Origin of the sequence: Paraburkholderia phenoliruptrix, from assembly GCF_902859825.1 — a bacterium.
GTDB classification, from domain to species: Bacteria; Pseudomonadota; Gammaproteobacteria; order Burkholderiales; family Burkholderiaceae; genus Paraburkholderia; species Paraburkholderia phenoliruptrix.
Genome location: NZ_CADIKB010000039.1, coordinates 16,784 through 33,446, shown reverse-complemented (window position 1 = coordinate 33,446; position 16,663 = coordinate 16,784). Strand labels below are relative to the sequence as shown.

Sequence of the window (16,663 nt, the reverse complement as noted above, 5' to 3'; positions counted from 1 at the left end):
GATCGTTAGTAAAGCCAAGTTTTGTTATGGCCGCATGCCTTTGCCGAATAACAGTGCGGCGATGGCATCCGGGAGCAGCGGCAATTTCCGCGAGGGGGTGACCTTCGACGAACATTCTGACAATCACCGTCCGCATTACTGACAGAGGCAATGCAAGCGCCGCCCGCAGCGGACCTCGGGCGGTCATGCGAGAAGTCTCGCGAGCGGGTCACCAACGCAAGGAGGACCGGCTTACTGTAGGAATGGGTGCAACGAAGCGCCACGGATCGACGCCGATAAAATCACCGCCACGCGCGCAGCGAAAATCGCAGCGCGCGTGATTCTCCGTGAATAGATCCGTCAATCGTGTCGTCCCGACGACAAAAGCCTGAATACTCAAAATGAATAATTCGAGAAGAACGGTCGCGGAATTCGCCTGCCAATAACGCCGTCTTGCGCGACCTTCGATCAAAGTCGCGGAGCTCGGCAATTCATAGTGCCGGCGATCATCGAGCGGCATTGCAGTTTTGCGCGCCGCTGGCGGGGCCGATGCGTTGCACACGCGGGAAAACCGGCAATGCAATCAGCGCGCTGATGCTGGCCACCGCCCACACCATCGGCCATGATCCGAGCGAGAGCAGGGGCGGAATCGCGAGCGGCGTAAAAAACAGCATGAGGAACACGCAGGTGTTGCCGATTGCCAGCGCCGTGCCGGCGCGCTGAGTGCCGGCGAGCGTCGCGAGTTCGGTGAAGGCGACGCCGTGCCATGCGGACGCGCTGACGCCGCCGAGCACGATCATCGACGCGAGGATCAGCCCGACCGTCGGCGTCGCGGCGTGCTGGATGCCGGCGACGCCCGTGGCAAGCGCGAGCGCGGCGAACAGCACAGCCGTCAGCAGACTGCAGCCGCGCATGTAAGCGCGCCGGTTGCCGCGCTGGTCCGTCCACCGGCCGCTCCACACACGCGCGATGGCGGCGCCGACCTGTACGGCGGCCATGGCCACGCTGATCTTCAGCACGCCGGCGTGGCCAAAGTCATGCAGGAATACGGTTCCGAAGGTCACGACAGCAAGTTGAGGCACGCAAAGCGCGCCGGCCCCGAGTGCCACGCGCCAGATGCCGATTTCGCCCAGCGGCGAGCGGGCAACGGGGTGTGCGCCGTGTGCGACCGGAACCGCATCGGCATGCGCCGCGCGTGCATCGCCGGCTTCGGCATGTGCCGGTTCATGCAGCCATTGCCATGCAAACGCCGCCGTTATCGCGCACGCGAGCGCGAGCACCGCGTAGACGCTCACGAAACCAAACCGCGCGGCGAGCAGCGGCAGCAGTAACGCGCCGACCCCGCCGCCCGCGGGCACCGCCGTTTGACGAATGCTCATTGCCAGTCCGCGCTCGCCTTCGCGGAACCATGCCATCACCGCGCGGCCGCTCGACCCGTTGACACTACCGCCGAGCAGCCCGACGAGCAGCAAGCCGAGCGCAAGCGTCGCGATATGCGGCACCTGTGCGCCGGACGGCGCGGCAAACAACGCGAGGCCGGCGAGCGCCGCGGCAGTCGAAAGAAGCCCCAGCAACAGCACGCGACGATCGCCCCAGCGGTCGGTCAACAGCCCCCAGGGCAGTTCGCTCACCGCAATGCCCAACCCGAGCATGCCGAGCACGAGGCCGAGGCCGTCGTTGCCGAGGTGATAACCCGAGCGCAAATAGACCGCCGTCGTGGGAATGCCTGAGAAGGCCGCCGAAAAGCTCGCGTTCGCCGCGAAGCCCACGCCCAACACCTTCCATCTGTGGCTCGCCGTGCGGTGGCCGGTGATGAGTCCGCTTGCCGTCAATCCGTTTGCCATGATTCCTCCGCGATGATTTTGGAGGTATGCTACGGCGACGGTTTCCATCGGAAAAGCCGGAAATTCAGATGCTATCCATCGGTTCTAGCGAAACATGAGCCAGCGCGGATTCGACCTCACCCAGCTGCGGACCTTCGTTGCCGTCGCCGAATCGGGCAGCGTTTCGGCCGGCGCGGAGCGCGTGTTCCTGTCGCAATCGTCAGTCAGCGAGCAGTTAAAGAAGCTCGAGGAGCGCGCCGGCCAGCCGCTTTTCGTGCGCAGCAAACAAGGCGTGAGCGCGACGCCCGCGGGTAGCCGCCTGCTCGAGCATGCGCGGCGCATCCTCGCGATGAGCGAAGCGGCGTTCGAGGATCTGCAAGGCCGCTCGCTCGACGGCGAGCTGCGCATTGCCATCACCGACTATTACCGGCCGCACGACATCGCCCGCATCCTCAAGACGTTCTCCGAGCAGCATCCGCGGCTGAAGCTGCATGTGACCGTGCTGCCGAGCGCCGTGATCGACAGCCATGCCGGCGACGATGCGTCGTTCGACATCGGCCTCTCGTTGCGGCTCGTCACGGGCAGCGCGCGCGGGCCGAGCCGGCGCGGCAGTGCACAGAGCACCGTCGTGCGGCGCGAGAAGCTGCTGTGGGTCAGTGCCGCCGATGCGGATGCCCGACCCGGCGCGCCGTACCCACTGGTCCTGTTGCCGTCGAGCTGCCAGTTGCAGCGCTTCGTCGTCAAGCTGCTCGACGAAAACAAGGTGCCCTATGTGGTCTCCCACTCGGCCTCCGGCGTGGCCGGATTGCAACTCGCGCTGAAGGCGGGGCTCGGCATCTCGTGCCTGAACGAATCGTCGATCGGAGCGGGCGTGATGGCCTGCCCGCCCGGCATCGGCTTGCCTGCGCTGCCGGCCGTCGAGTTTCACCTGTTGCCGGGGCGGATCGGCGAAAGCGAACGCGTCAGCAATGCGCGCACGGCGTTAATGCGGCTCTTCAGTTGAGTCCACCAAATCCCGCTATGGCTTGACCACGGCCGTTTATATGCAAGGCGAATCGAGGTGTTGAAAGCGCTTTGATCGACACCTATGATGGTCAAAGACAAATCAATAAGTCCCTTCGACCGGTGATGGGCATCGGCCAACCAGGCGTCAAGCCGGCAGTGAATCAGTCGCCGTATTTCGGCGCCTCACGCGTCTGATTGATTTCGATCAAGCCATTGCATCGCCATGGCGAATCAGATTTCGCCATCCAGCATAAGCTTCCGTTTGCTGTCTTAGGCTGTCTGAATCTGTCTGAAGTTGTCCGAGTAGCGAAGTGGCAGACCCGCTGTGCATGGCATATCGAGGCTGGATCGAAAACCAGCCGCGAATGCAGGTGAAGCAGAACCGATAAAAGAACGTTCCCCAGCGAGGCCCGACGTGCATCGTAGAGCATTGGGATTTGCCGTTTTATTCGTGCTCCACGTAGTGTGGAGCGGCACCGCGCTCGCGGCCGGGGCTGCGGCCGGTGCAATGCCTTCGGCCATGGACGAACGCGTGCGTGCCTGCACCTCGTGCCATGGCGTGCAAGGTCAAGGCCTCAACAACGATTATTTCCCGCGCATCGCCGGCAAACCCGCCGAGTATCTGTTCAATCAGCTAACCGCATTTCGTGACGGCGGCCGCACCTATCCGCCAATGGGTTATCTGGTTGCTTTTCTGCCCGACGACTATTTGCGCAAAATCAGTCAGTATTTCGCCGATCTTCAGCCGCCGTATCCGAACGCCGATCAATCCGACGTCGCGCCCGCGGTGCTCGCCGCCGGTCAGCGGCTCGTCACGCAAGGCGATCCGGCGCGCAAGATTCCCGCGTGCATCGCGTGTCATGGTGCGCGCATGACCGGTCAGCAGCCGGGCATTCCTGGCCTCCTCGGTCTGCATGCGAGCTATATCGCCGGGCAAATGGGCACCTGGCGCTCCGGTACGCGCCATGCGCTCGCGCCCGACTGCATGCGCTCCATTGCCGTCAAGCTCACCGACAAGGACATCACCGCCGTCTCCACGTGGCTTGCGCGCCAACCGCGCCCAGCCGATCCGCGGCCCGCGCCGGCATCGGCGCAACGGTTGCCTCTCGCCTGCGGGAGCCAACCGCAATGAAATCGCTACTTCGTTGTTCTCGCCTGATGACGCGCCGCCGTTTCTCGCTGATCGTCGTTGCAGCGCTCGTGGCCGGTAGCGCGACGCTCGCCCGCGTGTCCGCGCCGTTGCCAACCTTCGTCGCACAGGCGCGCGCCGCGGAAAGCGCGGCGGCCAAAGCCGGCACGTCCGCGGACACTCGCCCGGACATCGTCAAACGCGGCGAATACCTCGCGCGCGCAGGCGACTGCGTGGCCTGCCACACCGCGCCGCGCGGCAAGCTGTTCGCGGGCGGCCTTCCGATGGAAACGCCGTTCGGCACGCTCTACTCGCCGAACATCACGCCGGACGCGCAATACGGCATCGGCACATGGAGCGAGGAGGCGTTCTTCCGCATGATGCGCACCGGCATCACGCCCGAAGGCGCGCTGCTCTACCCGGCCATGCCGATCGCGCAATACACCAAGGTGACGCGCGAGGACTCGGACGCGATCTTCGCTTATCTGAAATCTGTTGAGCCGGTGCGCGAGGCGAACCGCAAGCACACGCTGCGCTTTCCGTACAACCAGCGCAAATTGCTGTACGGCTGGCGCACGCTGTATTTCCGCGAAGGCGAATTCAAGCCCGATCCGACGCGTTCGGTGGAATGGAATCGCGGCGCGTATCTCGTCGAAGGGCTCGGGCACTGCACCATGTGCCACACCAAGATCAACATGCTCGGCGGCTCGTCGCAGAGCGAGCAGTTCGCGGGCGGTCTGATTCCGGTGCAGAACTGGTATGCACCGTCGCTCACCTCCGACAAGGACGGCGGGCTCGGCGACTGGAGCATCAAAGACATCGTCGATCTGCTGCAGGCGGGCATTTCGGACCGCGGCGCGGTGTACGGCCCGATGGCCGAAGTCACGTACCACAGCCTGCAATACATGACCGACGAAGACGTCAAGGCCATGGCCGTGTATCTGAAGACGCTGCCCGACAATTCCGGCCGCAAGTCCGGCCCGACTGCGGCGACCGACACCAACCTGTTCGCGCTCGGCGAGAAGATCTACGCGGACAAATGCGCGCTGTGTCACGGCGCGAAAGGCGAAGGTCAGTTGCAGCACTACCCGCCGCTCGCGGGCAACCAGTCGATCGAAATGGATTCCTCGGTCAACCCGATCCGCATCGTGCTGAACGGCGGCTTCCCGCCTGGCACGAAACGCAATCCGGAGCCTTACGGCATGCCCCCTTTTGCACACGAATTGAACGACACCGAAGCCGCCGCCGTCGTGACGTATATCCGCACCGCGTGGGGCAATCACGGCAAGCCCGTGACCGCGCACGAGGTCAACGAACTACGCAACGCGCCGCTGCATTAACGACGCGGCGGCCGCGCACCCGCCGCTGCATCGGAAACTGGAGAAGCCTCGAATGGAAGCGAACGATACGCGCGCTGCGCGCCCGTCCACGGATGAAGAAGTCGACCGCGTGGTAGCCGCCGGTCCGCACGGCGCCGTTGCCGTGGCGGGCGTGGCCACGCTGATCGTCATGGCGATCTGGTTCGCCTTCTACTTCCTTGTGTTCCTGCCGCGCGGCGTCGTGCACTGACCATGTCCACCCATTCCCCCGACTCCCAGCATCAGCCCGGCAGCGGCCACGCAGTCGCCGTGCGTGCGGAACGCCGCTGGGCAATTTTCGCGAGCGCGCTGATCGTGCTGATGCTCGCCGTGATCGTCTTCTCCGGACTGCATTGGGCGATGATGCCGCCGTCACGCGTCGAGACCATCGACCCGTCGCGTCTGCAACTCTCCGGCGAATTCGTCGAAGACAATCTCGGCAGTGCGGTCGAGCCGGACGGCTCGGTCGTGGTGCGTTTCATCGCGCAGCAGTATTCGTTCACGCCGCAGTGCCTGCTCGTGCCCGCGGACACGCCGATCACGATTCGCGCGACGAGCGCCGACGTCGTGCACGGCCTGCTCGTCACCGACACCAACATCAACACGATGGTCGTGCCCGGCTACGTCGCGACGCTGAATACGCGCTTCGACACGCCCGCCGATCACACCATGCCCTGTCACGAGTTCTGCGGCTTCGGCCATCAGGCCATGTGGGCGCATGTCAAGGTGATCGACAAAGCGGCTTTCTTCGAACAGGCCCGACAATCACGGAGGCTCAGCTGTGTTTCACGCTAAGCGACTCGTTCTCGCGCATTTCTGGCTCGCCTTCATCGCGTTCATCATTGCGCTCTTTCTCGGCGCCTGGCAGATGCTGGTGCGCAGCCCGCTCGCCCCGTGGATCGGCGACCCCGAGTTGTACTACCGCTCGGTCACCGCGCACGGCTCGGTCATGGCGTACGTGCTGCCCACTCTGGTCTCGATGGGCTTCGGCTACGCCATTGTCGAACTCGCGCTCGCGCAGCGCCTCGCCGGCCTCAAATGGGCGTGGGCCGCGTTCATCATGCTGGCGGTCGGCGCGGTGATGGCGATGGTGCCCGTCGCGCTCGGCAAGGCGTCGGTGCTTTACACGTTCTATCCGCCGATGATCGGCAGTCCGTTCTATTACCTGGGCGTGGTGCTGGTGGTGGTCGGTTCGTGGATCTGGGTCGCGCTGATGCACGTCAACCTGCGCATCTGGCGCCGGGCGAACCCCGGCAAGCCGGTGCCGCTCGCCATGTTCGCGAACGTGGCCGGTGCGTACTTGTGGGCGTGGACCGCAATTGGTGCCGCGCTCGAAATCCTGTTGCAGATTCTGCCGGTCGCGTTCGGCCTCAAGAATACGATCGACGCCGGCCTGTCACGCGTACTGTTTTCGTGGACGCTGCACGCAATCGTCTACTTCTGGCTGATTCCCGCCTACATCGCCTATTACACGCTGGTGCCGCGTGCGATCGGCGGGCGGCTGTACAGCGATTCGATGGCGCGCGTGTCGTTCATTCTGTTTCTCGTGTTCGCGATGCCGATCGGCATTCACCATCTGTTCGCGGATCCGCAGGTCGGCTCGGGCTTCAAGTTCCTGCACGCGGTCTTTACCGGCATGGTTTCCGTGCCCACGCTGCTGACTGTGTTCACGATCTGCGCGTCGGTGGAAATCGCCGGCCGGCTGCGCGGCGGCAAGGGCGCGTTCGGCTGGCTCACGGCGTTGCCCTGGCAAAATCCGATGATGCTCGTCGTCGCGTTCTCATTCGTGATGCTCGGCCTCGGCGGCGCCGGCGGTCTCATCAATATGAGCTACCAGTTGAATACCACGGTGCACAACACGCAATGGGTCACGGGTCACTTCCATCTGATCTTCGGCGGCGCGATCGTCATCATGTACTTCGCGATTGCGTATGAACTGTGGCCGCAATTGACCGGCCGCGCGATCGTCTCGCTGAAGCTCGTGCGCACGCAGTTGTGGCTGTGGTTCATCGGCATGCTCGTGGTGACGCTGCCGTGGCACTACGTCGGCCTGCTCGGCGCGCCGCGCCGCATGGCTTATTACGATTACCACATGCCGGGCCTCGAGTCGCAGGCGTTCTGGGTCGGCATGTCGGCGGTGGGCGGCCTGATTCTCGTGGTGTCGGGCGTGCTCTTCATCTACATTCTCGCGAAGTCGCAATTCGGCCCGGCGGTTCAGCAACCAGGCTTCCGTTTCTCGACTGCGGTGCATCCCGTCGAGCGCGTGCCGGCCGCGCTCAATACCTTCGGCTTGTGGGTGGCGTTGATGATCGGTCTGACCGTCGTCAACTACAGCGTGCCGATCGTTCAATTGCTGAAACTGCCGCAGACTTCGGTGCCGGCGGTTGTCGTTGGAGCACAGCGATGAACCAGGAACGCGTCTTCAGCTTGCGCAACCCGTGGTTCACGGTAAGCGTCGGGGGCACGCTCGCGATTGCCATCATCTCGATACTGATCGGCTTCATCTGGCTGCCGTCCGCGAATAGCGCGTTTGCGGGCCGCGGCTTGTGGGCAACCATCTGCAGCGCGGCGGGCGCGCCGTCGAGCTGGTATAGCGGCACGAATGTCGCCGGCCCGGCGCCGAGCAACGTGGTGGTATTGCCGCCGCCGCGGCGCGTGAAAGCCGACGCCATTTCGATCGGACGCGGCGCGACGATCGCCACGCAAAATTGCTCGATGTGCCACGGCGTGCTCGGCACCGTGCAAATCACGGCGCCGGCATTGGCCGGCCAATACGCGGACGTCGTGTACAAGGAATTACGCGATTTTCAGCAGGGCGTGAGGCAGAACGCGATCATGCAGCCGATCGTCGCGGCTCGCAGCGATCAGGACCTGCACGATCTCGCCGCTTACTATGCGTCGCTGCCTCGGGGTCCGGCGGCGGAAGTCGCGCCGACCGGCAGCACGCCCGATGCCAACGCGGTGCGCCTCGCGATGCAGGGCGATCCGCAGCGCAACATCGCGCCGTGCGCGGCCTGCCACGGCCAGCTCGACCGCAAGGGCTCGGCGCCATGGCTCGGCGGCCAGTCGTCGGTTTATCTTGCGGCGCAAATGCGGGCTTTTGCTTCGGGCGCACGTCACAACGACATCAATGAGCAGATGCGCAATGTGGCGCGCCACATGACATCGGCGGAAATTGACAGCCTGGCAAAGTACTACGCCGCACAGCAGTAGAAGAAGAAAAAGCGGCAGCGAATAGAGAGCGACCGCTGCGGCGCGCGAAGCGCCGCCGGAAGAATGACTGCCTTGTCACTCACGCGGAATGTGCGAGAACACAGATTCCAGATGCACCACTGCCCCCTCCAAGCCAGGGGACCCGCTTATGAGCTAGCGGTGTAAAGCCGCTTTCTTTGCCTACTTTCTTTGCGGCATGCAAAGAAAGTAGGTGCCGCCCCGCACAGGGGCAACACCAATAGACCACCGAGACAACAAGGAAAGGCCAAGGGTTTTAAGAAGAAAGCGCCGCAGCCCCGACACCCAGCTCTTCCCTCGCACCCGCCACGCCGGGCAAAGCCGTCACCCCGCCCTCGGTCCGAAACACAGCCACCGCGGAAGTCAACCTCCCCGCCTGCTCCTCCAGCGAACTCGCCGCCGCCGCGGCCTGCTCGACAAGCGCGGCATTCTGCTGCGTGACCTCATCCATTTGCGCGACGGCGAGATTCACCTGATCGATGCCGGTGCTCTGCTCGGTGGCCGCCGCCGCAATCTCGCCCATGATCGAGCTGACGCGCGAGATAGCCTGCACGATGTCGCTCATCGTGGAGCCCGAGCGTTCGACGAGATGCGAGCCGCTTTCCACCCGCGCGGTCGACGCCTCGATCAGCGTTTTGATCTCCTTCGCCGCCGCAGCGCTTCGCTGTGCCAACGAACGCACCTCGCTCGCGACGACCGCAAAACCCCGCCCCTGCTCGCCGGCGCGCGCGGCCTCGACCGCGGCGTTCAGCGCGAGAATGTTGGTCTGAAAAGCGATCCCTTCGATCACGCCGACAATATCGGCAATACGCTTCGAGTCGTCGACGATCTCGTGCATGGTCCCGACCACCTTCTCCGTGAGCTCGCCGCCCTGCGCGGCCAGCGTCGACGCCCCCTGCGCGAGCGAGCTCGCCTGCTTCGCGTTCTCCGCGGTCTGCTTGACCGTCGACGTGAGTTCCTCGATGCTCGCAGCCGTTTCCTCGAGCGACGCCGCCTGTTCCTCGGTACGTTGCGACAAATCCGTGTTGCCTGCTGCGATTTCGCTGACGCCGCTGTCGATGGCTTCCGTGCCTTGACGCACCGAGTTCACCGTCGCGATCAGCGACTCCTGCATCTTGCGCAGCGCGGCGGCGAGGCGTCCCATTTCATTATTGCTCGTCACGACGATCCGGCCCGTCAGATCACCATTGGCGATCCGTTGAAACTGCGCGATGGTGGCATCGACGGGACTCACAATAGCGCGCACCAGCACGGCACGGCCGATCAACGAACCCAGCAGCGAGATCACAATGCCGATCGCCACCGTCACGCAAATCGCGTAAAACAGATCCTGTGCGCTCTGATAACGCTGGGCGCCGTGATCGAGTTGCAACTGCTCGAGCGCGAGCATCGCTTTTTCGTATGCGCTGTAGAGCGACGGCAGCTTGTGCGCCTGCAATTGCTGGAACGTGGGGCGGTCACCCGCTTTCAGCGCGTCGAATGCCGGTTGCACGCCCTCGCGCAGGAACGTGTCGCGCTTCGTCTGCATATCCTTGATCAGGCGCTGCTCGTTCTCGTCGGCGCTGGCGCGGCTCAAATAATGGGCAAGTCGTTCGTCCGACGCTTTCTGGTACTGGTCGAAACGTTTGAGCACGGCGTTTGCGCCGTCCTGATCGTTGAGATCCACGAGCGACGCGTACGTGGCGAGCGCGAGGCGCAGCCGCAGCAACTGGCCGGCGCTGCCTTCCAGGTCGGCGACGGCGGGCGTATCCACGGTGTACATCTGTTGCAGCGACGCGTTGCTCGAGCGCAGCGACAGCAGCCCGGCCGCAGCGCCCAGCAGCAGCGCGGCGGCAAAGAACGCGATCATCAAGGTAAGGCAACTGCGAATCGACAGATTTTTCAGCATCGGGCTAGTCTCCAGATTGGGCTGCCTGACCGAATACTCAGTGAATGTGCCCCGGCCACGCATGCTGCGCCCAAGCCCGTTTTGGCATGGTCCGCAACTTTTGTCAGAATTTAAGCGAATGCCACACATAGGGACTACGGCTGAATGCCTGAAAACTTTATGGTGACGGCGCAAGCGTTTGCGTGACGTCAAGGGATGACGACGCCAAACGGCGCAAGCGCACTGGGAGCATTGCTATGTCGGAAATAGGCTCGGCTCTGCTGGTTTTCGTTCTGCTGCTCGTGGCGACCGGCTGCGGCGTGTGGGTGCGGCCGCTGCTGCCCGAGGAACATAAGGCGCACGAAACGGTGCAGCTCGTGCAACTGGTGATCGGCATGCTGGTGACCTTCGCCGCACTGGTGCTCGGTTTGATGACCGCGTCGGCGAAATCGAGCTTCGACACGGCGGCGAACGATTTGCGCACATATGCCGCCGACATCATCGAGCTCGACATGACGCTGCGAGATTACGGCAGCGACACGGACGCGGCGCGCAAACTGTTGCGCGTCTACACGGCGGCGGCGATTGCGTCGACGTGGCCGCGCGAGGCGGCCCCGGCCGGCGACTATCCGAAAAATCTCGGCTCGCCCGACAACTCGCAGAAGCTGGAAAACGTGCAGCTCGGCGAATTGCTGAGCGCCGTGGGCCGGCAATTGCGGCAGCTGCGCGCGCACGATCCGCTGCAACAGCGCGCGCTCGACGACAGTCTGACGCAATTTCGCCGCGTGGTAGACGCGCGGTGGAAGATCATCGAGGAGGCGCACAGCTCGATTTCGCAGCCCTTCTTCAAGACGCTGACGTTCTGGCTTTGTGTAATTTTTCTGAGCTTCGGGTTGATCGCACCGCGCAATGCGCTGGCGCTGGTGACGATTACGCTGGGCGCGGTGTCGATTGCGTCGGCGATCTATGTGATCGTGGATCTGGATACGCCGCTGACCGGGCCGATCATGATTTCCAGCTCGCCGATGCGGGACGCGCTGGAGCATTTGATGCGGTAGCGGCGCGTGGATATGAAAAACCCCGCTGCATGAGCGGGGTTTGCTTGCGGCTTTCGGCAGCGGGAGTAGCTTTTAGAACGGAATATCGTCATCCATCTCATCAAACCCGCCACCAGCCGGCGCGCTCGGACGGCTGGAACCGCCACCGCCACCACCGCTGCTGCCGCCGCGCGAACCGCCGCCCGACATCGCGCGGCCGCCACCGCCGCCGCTGCGTTCCGACGGCTCGCCGCGGCTGTAGCCGCCTTCGTCGCCGCCGCCCATCGAGCCGCCGCGACCGCCCAGCATCTGCATCTGTTCGGCGACGATTTCCGTGGAGTAACGGTCGGTGCCGTCCTGCGCCTGCCACTTACGGGTGCGAATGCGCCCTTCCAGATAGACCGACGAGCCTTTCTTCAGATATTCGGACACGATTTCCGCGAGACGGCCGAAGAACGACACGCGGTGCCATTCGGTAGCCTCCTTCATTTCACCCGAAGCTTTGTCCTTGTACCGATCCGTCGTGGCAAGGCGGATGTTCGCCACTGCGTCGCCGCTCGGAAGATAACGGACTTCCGGATCGGCTCCGAGATTGCCGACGAGAATGACCTTGTTCACGGATGCCATGAGTTTCTCCTGTTGATTCCATTGCGGACGGCACGGCAATTCGCGGTTTCCCGTCTCGCGGCCTGCGGGCCCGGGATCGGAAGTGCGCCTCTGCCCGCCGCCGGGTGAGTTCTGGGTGATGCCGGGCTAGACCCGAGCTGATCCCGCCGCGAAAACGGGGCTGTTACGCCTTGCGCGGCGGCTGTTTCATCCTGGCGGCGATTATAAGCCAGCAAAAGACGAGCCCTGAGCAGGTAAAAAACACCGCGCTCTGGCCGTCCACTTTCAGCAGCCAGCCGCCGATCATGCCGCCCAACGCCAGACCGATGGACTGCGTGGTGTTGTAGACGCCGGCCGCCGCGCCCTTGCGGTTGCCCGGCGCCAGTTTCGACACCAGCGAAGGCTGCGACGCCTCCAGAACATTAAAGCCGAGAAAGTACACAAAAAGGATGGCCGCCACACTCAGAATCGTATGCGGAGCCACGCCCAATAACAACTGTCCGAACAGGATAAGCGCGATAGCGGAAAGCAGCACGGTTTTCATATGTCCGCGCTTTTCGGCGGCGATGATGGCGGGGACCATCATCACGAAAGACAGCCCCATGACGGGCAAATACACCTTCCAGTGCGACGCGACGGGCAGGCCGCCCGCCTCGAGAATACGCGGCACCACGAGGAACAACGCCGTTTGCGTGGCATGCAGCACGAGCACGCCGAAATTCAGGCGCAGCAGCTCGACGTTGTGCAGCACTTCGGCGAACGGCGCGCGCACGTGCACGGGCTTCGGCGCATCGGGCACGACCCACAGCACGACGCCCACGGCCAGAATCGAGAACACGCCGACCAGCGCGAAGAGCCCGCTCATGCCGAGCCAGTGAAACACGATCGGCGCGCCGACGATCGCCACCGCGAACGAGATGCCGATGCTGCCGCCCACCATGGCCATGGCCTTCGTGCGGTGCTCCTCGGCAGTGAGGTCGGCAATGAACGCGATCACCGCGGACGACACCGCGCCCATGCCCTGAATCACCCGGCCGACGATGATCCACGTCATGTCGTGCGCGCCCGCCGCGACGAAGCTGCCGAGCGCGAAGATGAGAAGCCCGGTCGCAATGACCGGCTTGCGGCCCACCTTGTCGGAAATCCAGCCGTAAAAAATGTAGAGCATGGACTGCGTGACGCCGTAGGCGCCCAGCGCGATGCCGACGAGCAGCACGTTCTCGCCGCCGGGAATCGTCTTCGCGTAGATGGAGAACACCGGCATGATCATGAAGAGGCCGAGCATGCGCAACGCGAAGATGGCGGCAAGCGACACGGTCGCGCGCAGTTCAGGCGCGCTCATGCGTGAAGATGTGGCGGACGGATTGGACATCGGAAGCGTTCTTTGAATGAGCTGGCGGCGCGCTGCGGGCGCCACGACCGGACGGCTTTCCACATGAAGGCGGCGGCGCATGCGGCGCGGCCCGTTGGAAAACCGGACCGGCCACGCGGCGTTCGGACTCGTGCCTTGCAGGCGCCTCATGCCGGGAGCTGCGCGCCTTCGCACAGTTCACGGCGCCTTGTACTGACGGAAAACGGCCCCAGCTAGCTCTTTTGCCGCGACGCTCAACCGCAGTCTTACGGCATGCCCGAGGCCTTGTTCAGGCCGTCAGCAAGCCGTAACGGCGGCCTTGAAAAGTCGTTATAGTAGCAGGTTTAGCCTCTTCCTCTTTCCGCAGTTCATGGAATAAATCCGTGGAACAAATCCGTATTCGTGGGGCTCGTACCCACAACCTGAAGAACGTCAATCTCGACCTACCACGTCATCAGCTCGTCGTTATTACCGGTCTTTCCGGCTCGGGGAAATCGTCGCTCGCGTTCGACACGCTTTATGCGGAAGGGCAGCGGCGCTACGTCGAAAGCCTCTCCGCCTACGCACGTCAATTCCTGCAATTGATGGAAAAGCCCGACGTCGATCTGATCGAAGGCCTGTCGCCGGCCATCTCGATCGAGCAGAAGGCCACCTCGCACAATCCGCGCTCCACGGTCGGCACGGTCACGGAGATCCACGACTACCTGCGGCTATTGTTCGCACGTGTCGGCACGCCTTATTGCCCCGACCATGAAATCCCGCTCGAGGCGCAAAGCGTATCGCAAATGGTCGACGCCGCGCTTGCACTGCCGGAAGAAACGAAGCTGATGATCCTCGCGCCGGTGGTCGCCGACCGCAAGGGCGAGCACGTCGAGCTGTTCGAGGAAATGCAGGCGCAGGGTTTCATCCGCTTTCGCGTGCGCTCGGGCGGCGGCACCGCCAACGAAGGCCCCGCGAAAATCTACGAAGTCGACTCGCTGCCGAAGCTGAAGAAGAACGACAAGCACACCATCGACGTCGTGGTGGACCGCCTGAAGGTGCGGCCCGACATGAAGCAGCGTCTCGCGGAATCGTTCGAAACCGCGCTACGTCTCGCCGACGGCCGGGCGATCGCGCTCGAAATGGACACGGACAAGGAGCATCTGTTCAGCTCGAAGTTCGCCTGCCCAATCTGCTCGTATTCGCTGCAGGAACTGGAACCGCGGCTGTTCTCGTTCAACAACCCGATGGGCGCGTGCCCGGAGTGCGACGGGCTCGGCCAGATCACCTTCTTCGATCCGAAGCGGGTGGTCGCGCATCCGTCGCTGTCGCTCGCGGCGGGCGCGGTGAAGGGCTGGGACCGGCGCAACCAGTTCTACTTCCAGATGCTGCAAAGCCTCGCCGCGTTTTACGACTTCGACATCGACACGGCCGTCGAAGACCTGCCGGAAAAAGTCCGCAAGATTCTGCTGTTCGGCTCGGGCAAGCAGGAAATCCCGTTCTCGTATATCAACGAGCGGGGCCGCGCGTCCGTTCGCGAGCATGTGTTCGAAGGCATCATTCCGAATCTGGAGCGCCGCTACCGCGAGACGGATTCGGCCGCGGTGCGCGAGGAACTCGCCAAGTATCAGAACAATCAGCCGTGTCCGGCCTGCGCGGGCACGCGGCTGCGCCGCGAAGCGCGCTTCGTGCGGATCGGCGCGGACGGCGACGCGCGCGGCATCTACGAAATCAGCGGCTGGCCGTTGCGCGACGCGCTCGGCTACTTCCAGACCTTGCGCCTCGAAGGCTCGAAGCGCGAGATCGCCGACAAGGTGGTGAAGGAAATCGTCGCGCGGCTCATGTTTCTGAACAATGTCGGGCTCGATTATCTGTCGCTCGAACGCAGCGCCGAAACGCTGTCGGGCGGCGAGGCGCAGCGCATCCGCCTCGCGTCGCAAATCGGCTCGGGCCTCACCGGCGTGATGTATGTGCTCGACGAGCCGTCCATCGGCCTTCATCAGCGCGACAACGACCGGCTGATCGCCACGCTCAAGCACCTGCGCGATCTGGGCAACTCGGTGATCGTGGTCGAACATGACGAAGACATGATCCGCATGGCCGACTACGTGGTTGACATGGGGCCGGGCGCGGGCGAGCACGGCGGCATGGTGATCGCCGAGGGCACGCCGAAACAGGTGCAAGGCAACCCGGCATCGATGACGGGGCAGTACATGTCCGGCGCGCGCACCATCGAGTATCCGGACGAGCGCAAGGACCCGGACGAGCGGCGTCTGCGCATCGTGGAGGCGCACGGCAACAATCTGCGGCACGTCACACTCGATCTGCCGGTCGGCCTGCTCACGTGCGTGACGGGCGTGTCCGGCTCCGGCAAGTCCACGCTCATCAACGACACGCTGTATCAGGCCGTCGCGCAGCACCTTTACGGGTCGTCCACGGAGCCGGCGCCGTATGAGTCGATCGAGGGGCTCGAGCACTTCGACAAGGTGATCAACGTCGACCAGTCGCCGATCGGCCGCACGCCACGCTCCAATCCGGCCACCTACACGGGCCTCTTCACGCCGATCCGCGAGCTGTTCGCGGGCGTTCCCGCCGCCAAGGAGCGCGGTTACGACCCAGGGCGTTTCTCGTTCAACGTGAAGGGCGGGCGCTGCGAGTCCTGCCAGGGCGACGGCGTGCTCAAGGTCGAAATGCACTTCCTGCCGGACGTCTACGTACCGTGCGACGTCTGCCACGGCAAACGCTACAACCGCGAAACGCTCGACGTGCAGTACAAAGGCAAGAACATCAGCGAAGTGCTCGACATGACGGTCGAACACGCGTACGAGTTCTTCAGGCCGGTGCCGGTCGTCGCGCGCAAGCTGAAAACGCTGCTCGACGTCGGCCTCGGCTATATCCGGCTCGGCCAGTCAGCCACCACGCTCTCGGGCGGCGAGGCGCAGCGGGTCAAACTATCTTTGGAACTGAGCAAGCGTGACACGGGTCGCACGCTATACATTCTCGACGAACCGACCACCGGATTGCACTTTCATGACATCGCGCTTTTGCTGGAAGTTATTCATCGGTTACGCGACCAGGGTAATACCGTCGTGATCATCGAGCATAATCTCGATGTAATCAAAACTGCCGACTGGGTCATCGACATGGGCCCGGAAGGCGGCGCGGGCGGCGGCCAGATCATCGCGCAGGGCACGCCCGAGCAGATTGCGAAGTCCAAGGCAAGTTTTACCGGTAGATACCTGGCGCCTTTGCTGAAACGCGCGGCCAGTAAAAAGTAACGCTGCACAACACGGGTTGG

The 16,663-nt window shown here is 63.7% G+C and carries 14 protein-coding genes; 9 read left to right on the top strand and 5 right to left on the bottom strand.

Annotated elements, in window-relative coordinates; translation table 11 throughout:
• Window positions 1-208: 208 nt before the first annotated feature.
• Window positions 209-499: a hypothetical protein gene (locus tag HV711_RS27000; protein WP_035481585.1), complete on the bottom strand. Its 291-nt coding sequence runs from the start codon at window positions 497-499 to the stop codon at window positions 209-211.
• Window positions 486-1,823, bottom strand: coding sequence for an MFS transporter (locus HV711_RS26995; protein ID WP_035481588.1), 1,338 nt, complete (start codon window positions 1,821-1,823; stop codon window positions 486-488). Before HV711_RS26995 ends, HV711_RS27000 begins: the two co-directional genes overlap by 14 nt.
• Window positions 1,824-1,917: 94 nt before the next feature.
• Between HV711_RS26995 and HV711_RS26990 the strand changes: the two genes are divergently transcribed.
• The 7 genes from HV711_RS26990 to HV711_RS26960 all read left to right on the top strand — a co-directional run bounded on the left by HV711_RS26990 (window position 1,918) and on the right by HV711_RS26960 (window position 8,507).
• On the top strand, window positions 1,918-2,805 hold the full coding sequence (locus HV711_RS26990; RefSeq protein ID WP_035481590.1) for a LysR family transcriptional regulator: 888 nt from the start codon (window positions 1,918-1,920) through the stop codon (window positions 2,803-2,805).
• A 417-nt stretch (window positions 2,806-3,222) separates the two neighbouring features.
• Window positions 3,223-3,939, top strand: coding sequence for a c-type cytochrome (locus HV711_RS26985; RefSeq protein ID WP_013587072.1), 717 nt, complete (start codon window positions 3,223-3,225; stop codon window positions 3,937-3,939).
• 26 nt (window positions 3,940-3,965) lie between these two features.
• Complete coding sequence (locus HV711_RS26980) at window positions 3,966-5,276, top strand: c-type cytochrome (RefSeq protein WP_425195032.1); 1,311 nt, start codon at window positions 3,966-3,968, stop codon at window positions 5,274-5,276.
• 52 nt (window positions 5,277-5,328) lie between these two features.
• Window positions 5,329-5,505 carry a hypothetical protein gene (locus tag HV711_RS26975; protein ID WP_013587070.1) on the top strand — a complete coding sequence of 59 codons (177 nt, stop codon included), beginning with the start codon at window positions 5,329-5,331 and terminating at the stop codon, window positions 5,503-5,505.
• A 2-nt stretch (window positions 5,506-5,507) separates the two neighbouring features.
• Window positions 5,508-6,089, top strand: coding sequence for a cupredoxin domain-containing protein (locus HV711_RS26970; protein ID WP_028362887.1), 582 nt, complete (start codon window positions 5,508-5,510; stop codon window positions 6,087-6,089).
• The gene (locus HV711_RS26965; protein WP_035481593.1) at window positions 6,076-7,701 is read left to right on the top strand and encodes a b(o/a)3-type cytochrome-c oxidase subunit 1; all 1,626 of its coding nucleotides are present in this window, start codon (window positions 6,076-6,078) and stop codon (window positions 7,699-7,701) included. The genes HV711_RS26970 and HV711_RS26965 overlap by 14 nt, the downstream gene beginning before the upstream one ends.
• Window positions 7,698-8,507 (top strand): c-type cytochrome, encoded by an 810-nt coding sequence (locus HV711_RS26960; RefSeq protein WP_013587067.1) that lies wholly within the window; start codon window positions 7,698-7,700, stop codon window positions 8,505-8,507. Before HV711_RS26965 ends, HV711_RS26960 begins: the two co-directional genes overlap by 4 nt.
• A gap of 274 nt (window positions 8,508-8,781) precedes the next feature.
• Here HV711_RS26960 and HV711_RS26955 read toward each other — a convergent pair whose 3' ends face one another.
• On the bottom strand, window positions 8,782-10,413 hold the full coding sequence (locus HV711_RS26955; RefSeq protein WP_028361639.1) for a methyl-accepting chemotaxis protein: 1,632 nt from the start codon (window positions 10,411-10,413) through the stop codon (window positions 8,782-8,784).
• A 236-nt stretch (window positions 10,414-10,649) separates the two neighbouring features.
• Here HV711_RS26955 and HV711_RS26950 point away from each other — a divergent pair, with 236 nt between their 5' ends.
• Window positions 10,650-11,450, top strand: a complete 801-nt coding sequence (locus HV711_RS26950; protein WP_035481598.1) for a bestrophin-like domain — start codon at window positions 10,650-10,652, stop codon at window positions 11,448-11,450.
• A 72-nt stretch (window positions 11,451-11,522) separates the two neighbouring features.
• On the opposite strand, the gene HV711_RS26945 is transcribed toward HV711_RS26950, so the two are convergent.
• Complete coding sequence (locus HV711_RS26945; protein ID WP_013587064.1) at window positions 11,523-12,056, bottom strand: single-stranded DNA-binding protein; 534 nt, start codon at window positions 12,054-12,056, stop codon at window positions 11,523-11,525.
• Between the two features lie 163 nt (window positions 12,057-12,219).
• The gene (locus tag HV711_RS26940; protein WP_028361637.1) at window positions 12,220-13,407 is read right to left on the bottom strand and encodes an MFS transporter; all 1,188 of its coding nucleotides are present in this window, start codon (window positions 13,405-13,407) and stop codon (window positions 12,220-12,222) included.
• A gap of 362 nt (window positions 13,408-13,769) precedes the next feature.
• Here HV711_RS26940 and uvrA point away from each other — a divergent pair, with 362 nt between their 5' ends.
• On the top strand, window positions 13,770-16,643 hold the full coding sequence (gene uvrA, locus HV711_RS26935) for an excinuclease ABC subunit UvrA (RefSeq protein ID WP_035481601.1): 2,874 nt from the start codon (window positions 13,770-13,772) through the stop codon (window positions 16,641-16,643).
• The last annotated feature ends 20 nt before the right edge of the window (window positions 16,644-16,663 follow it).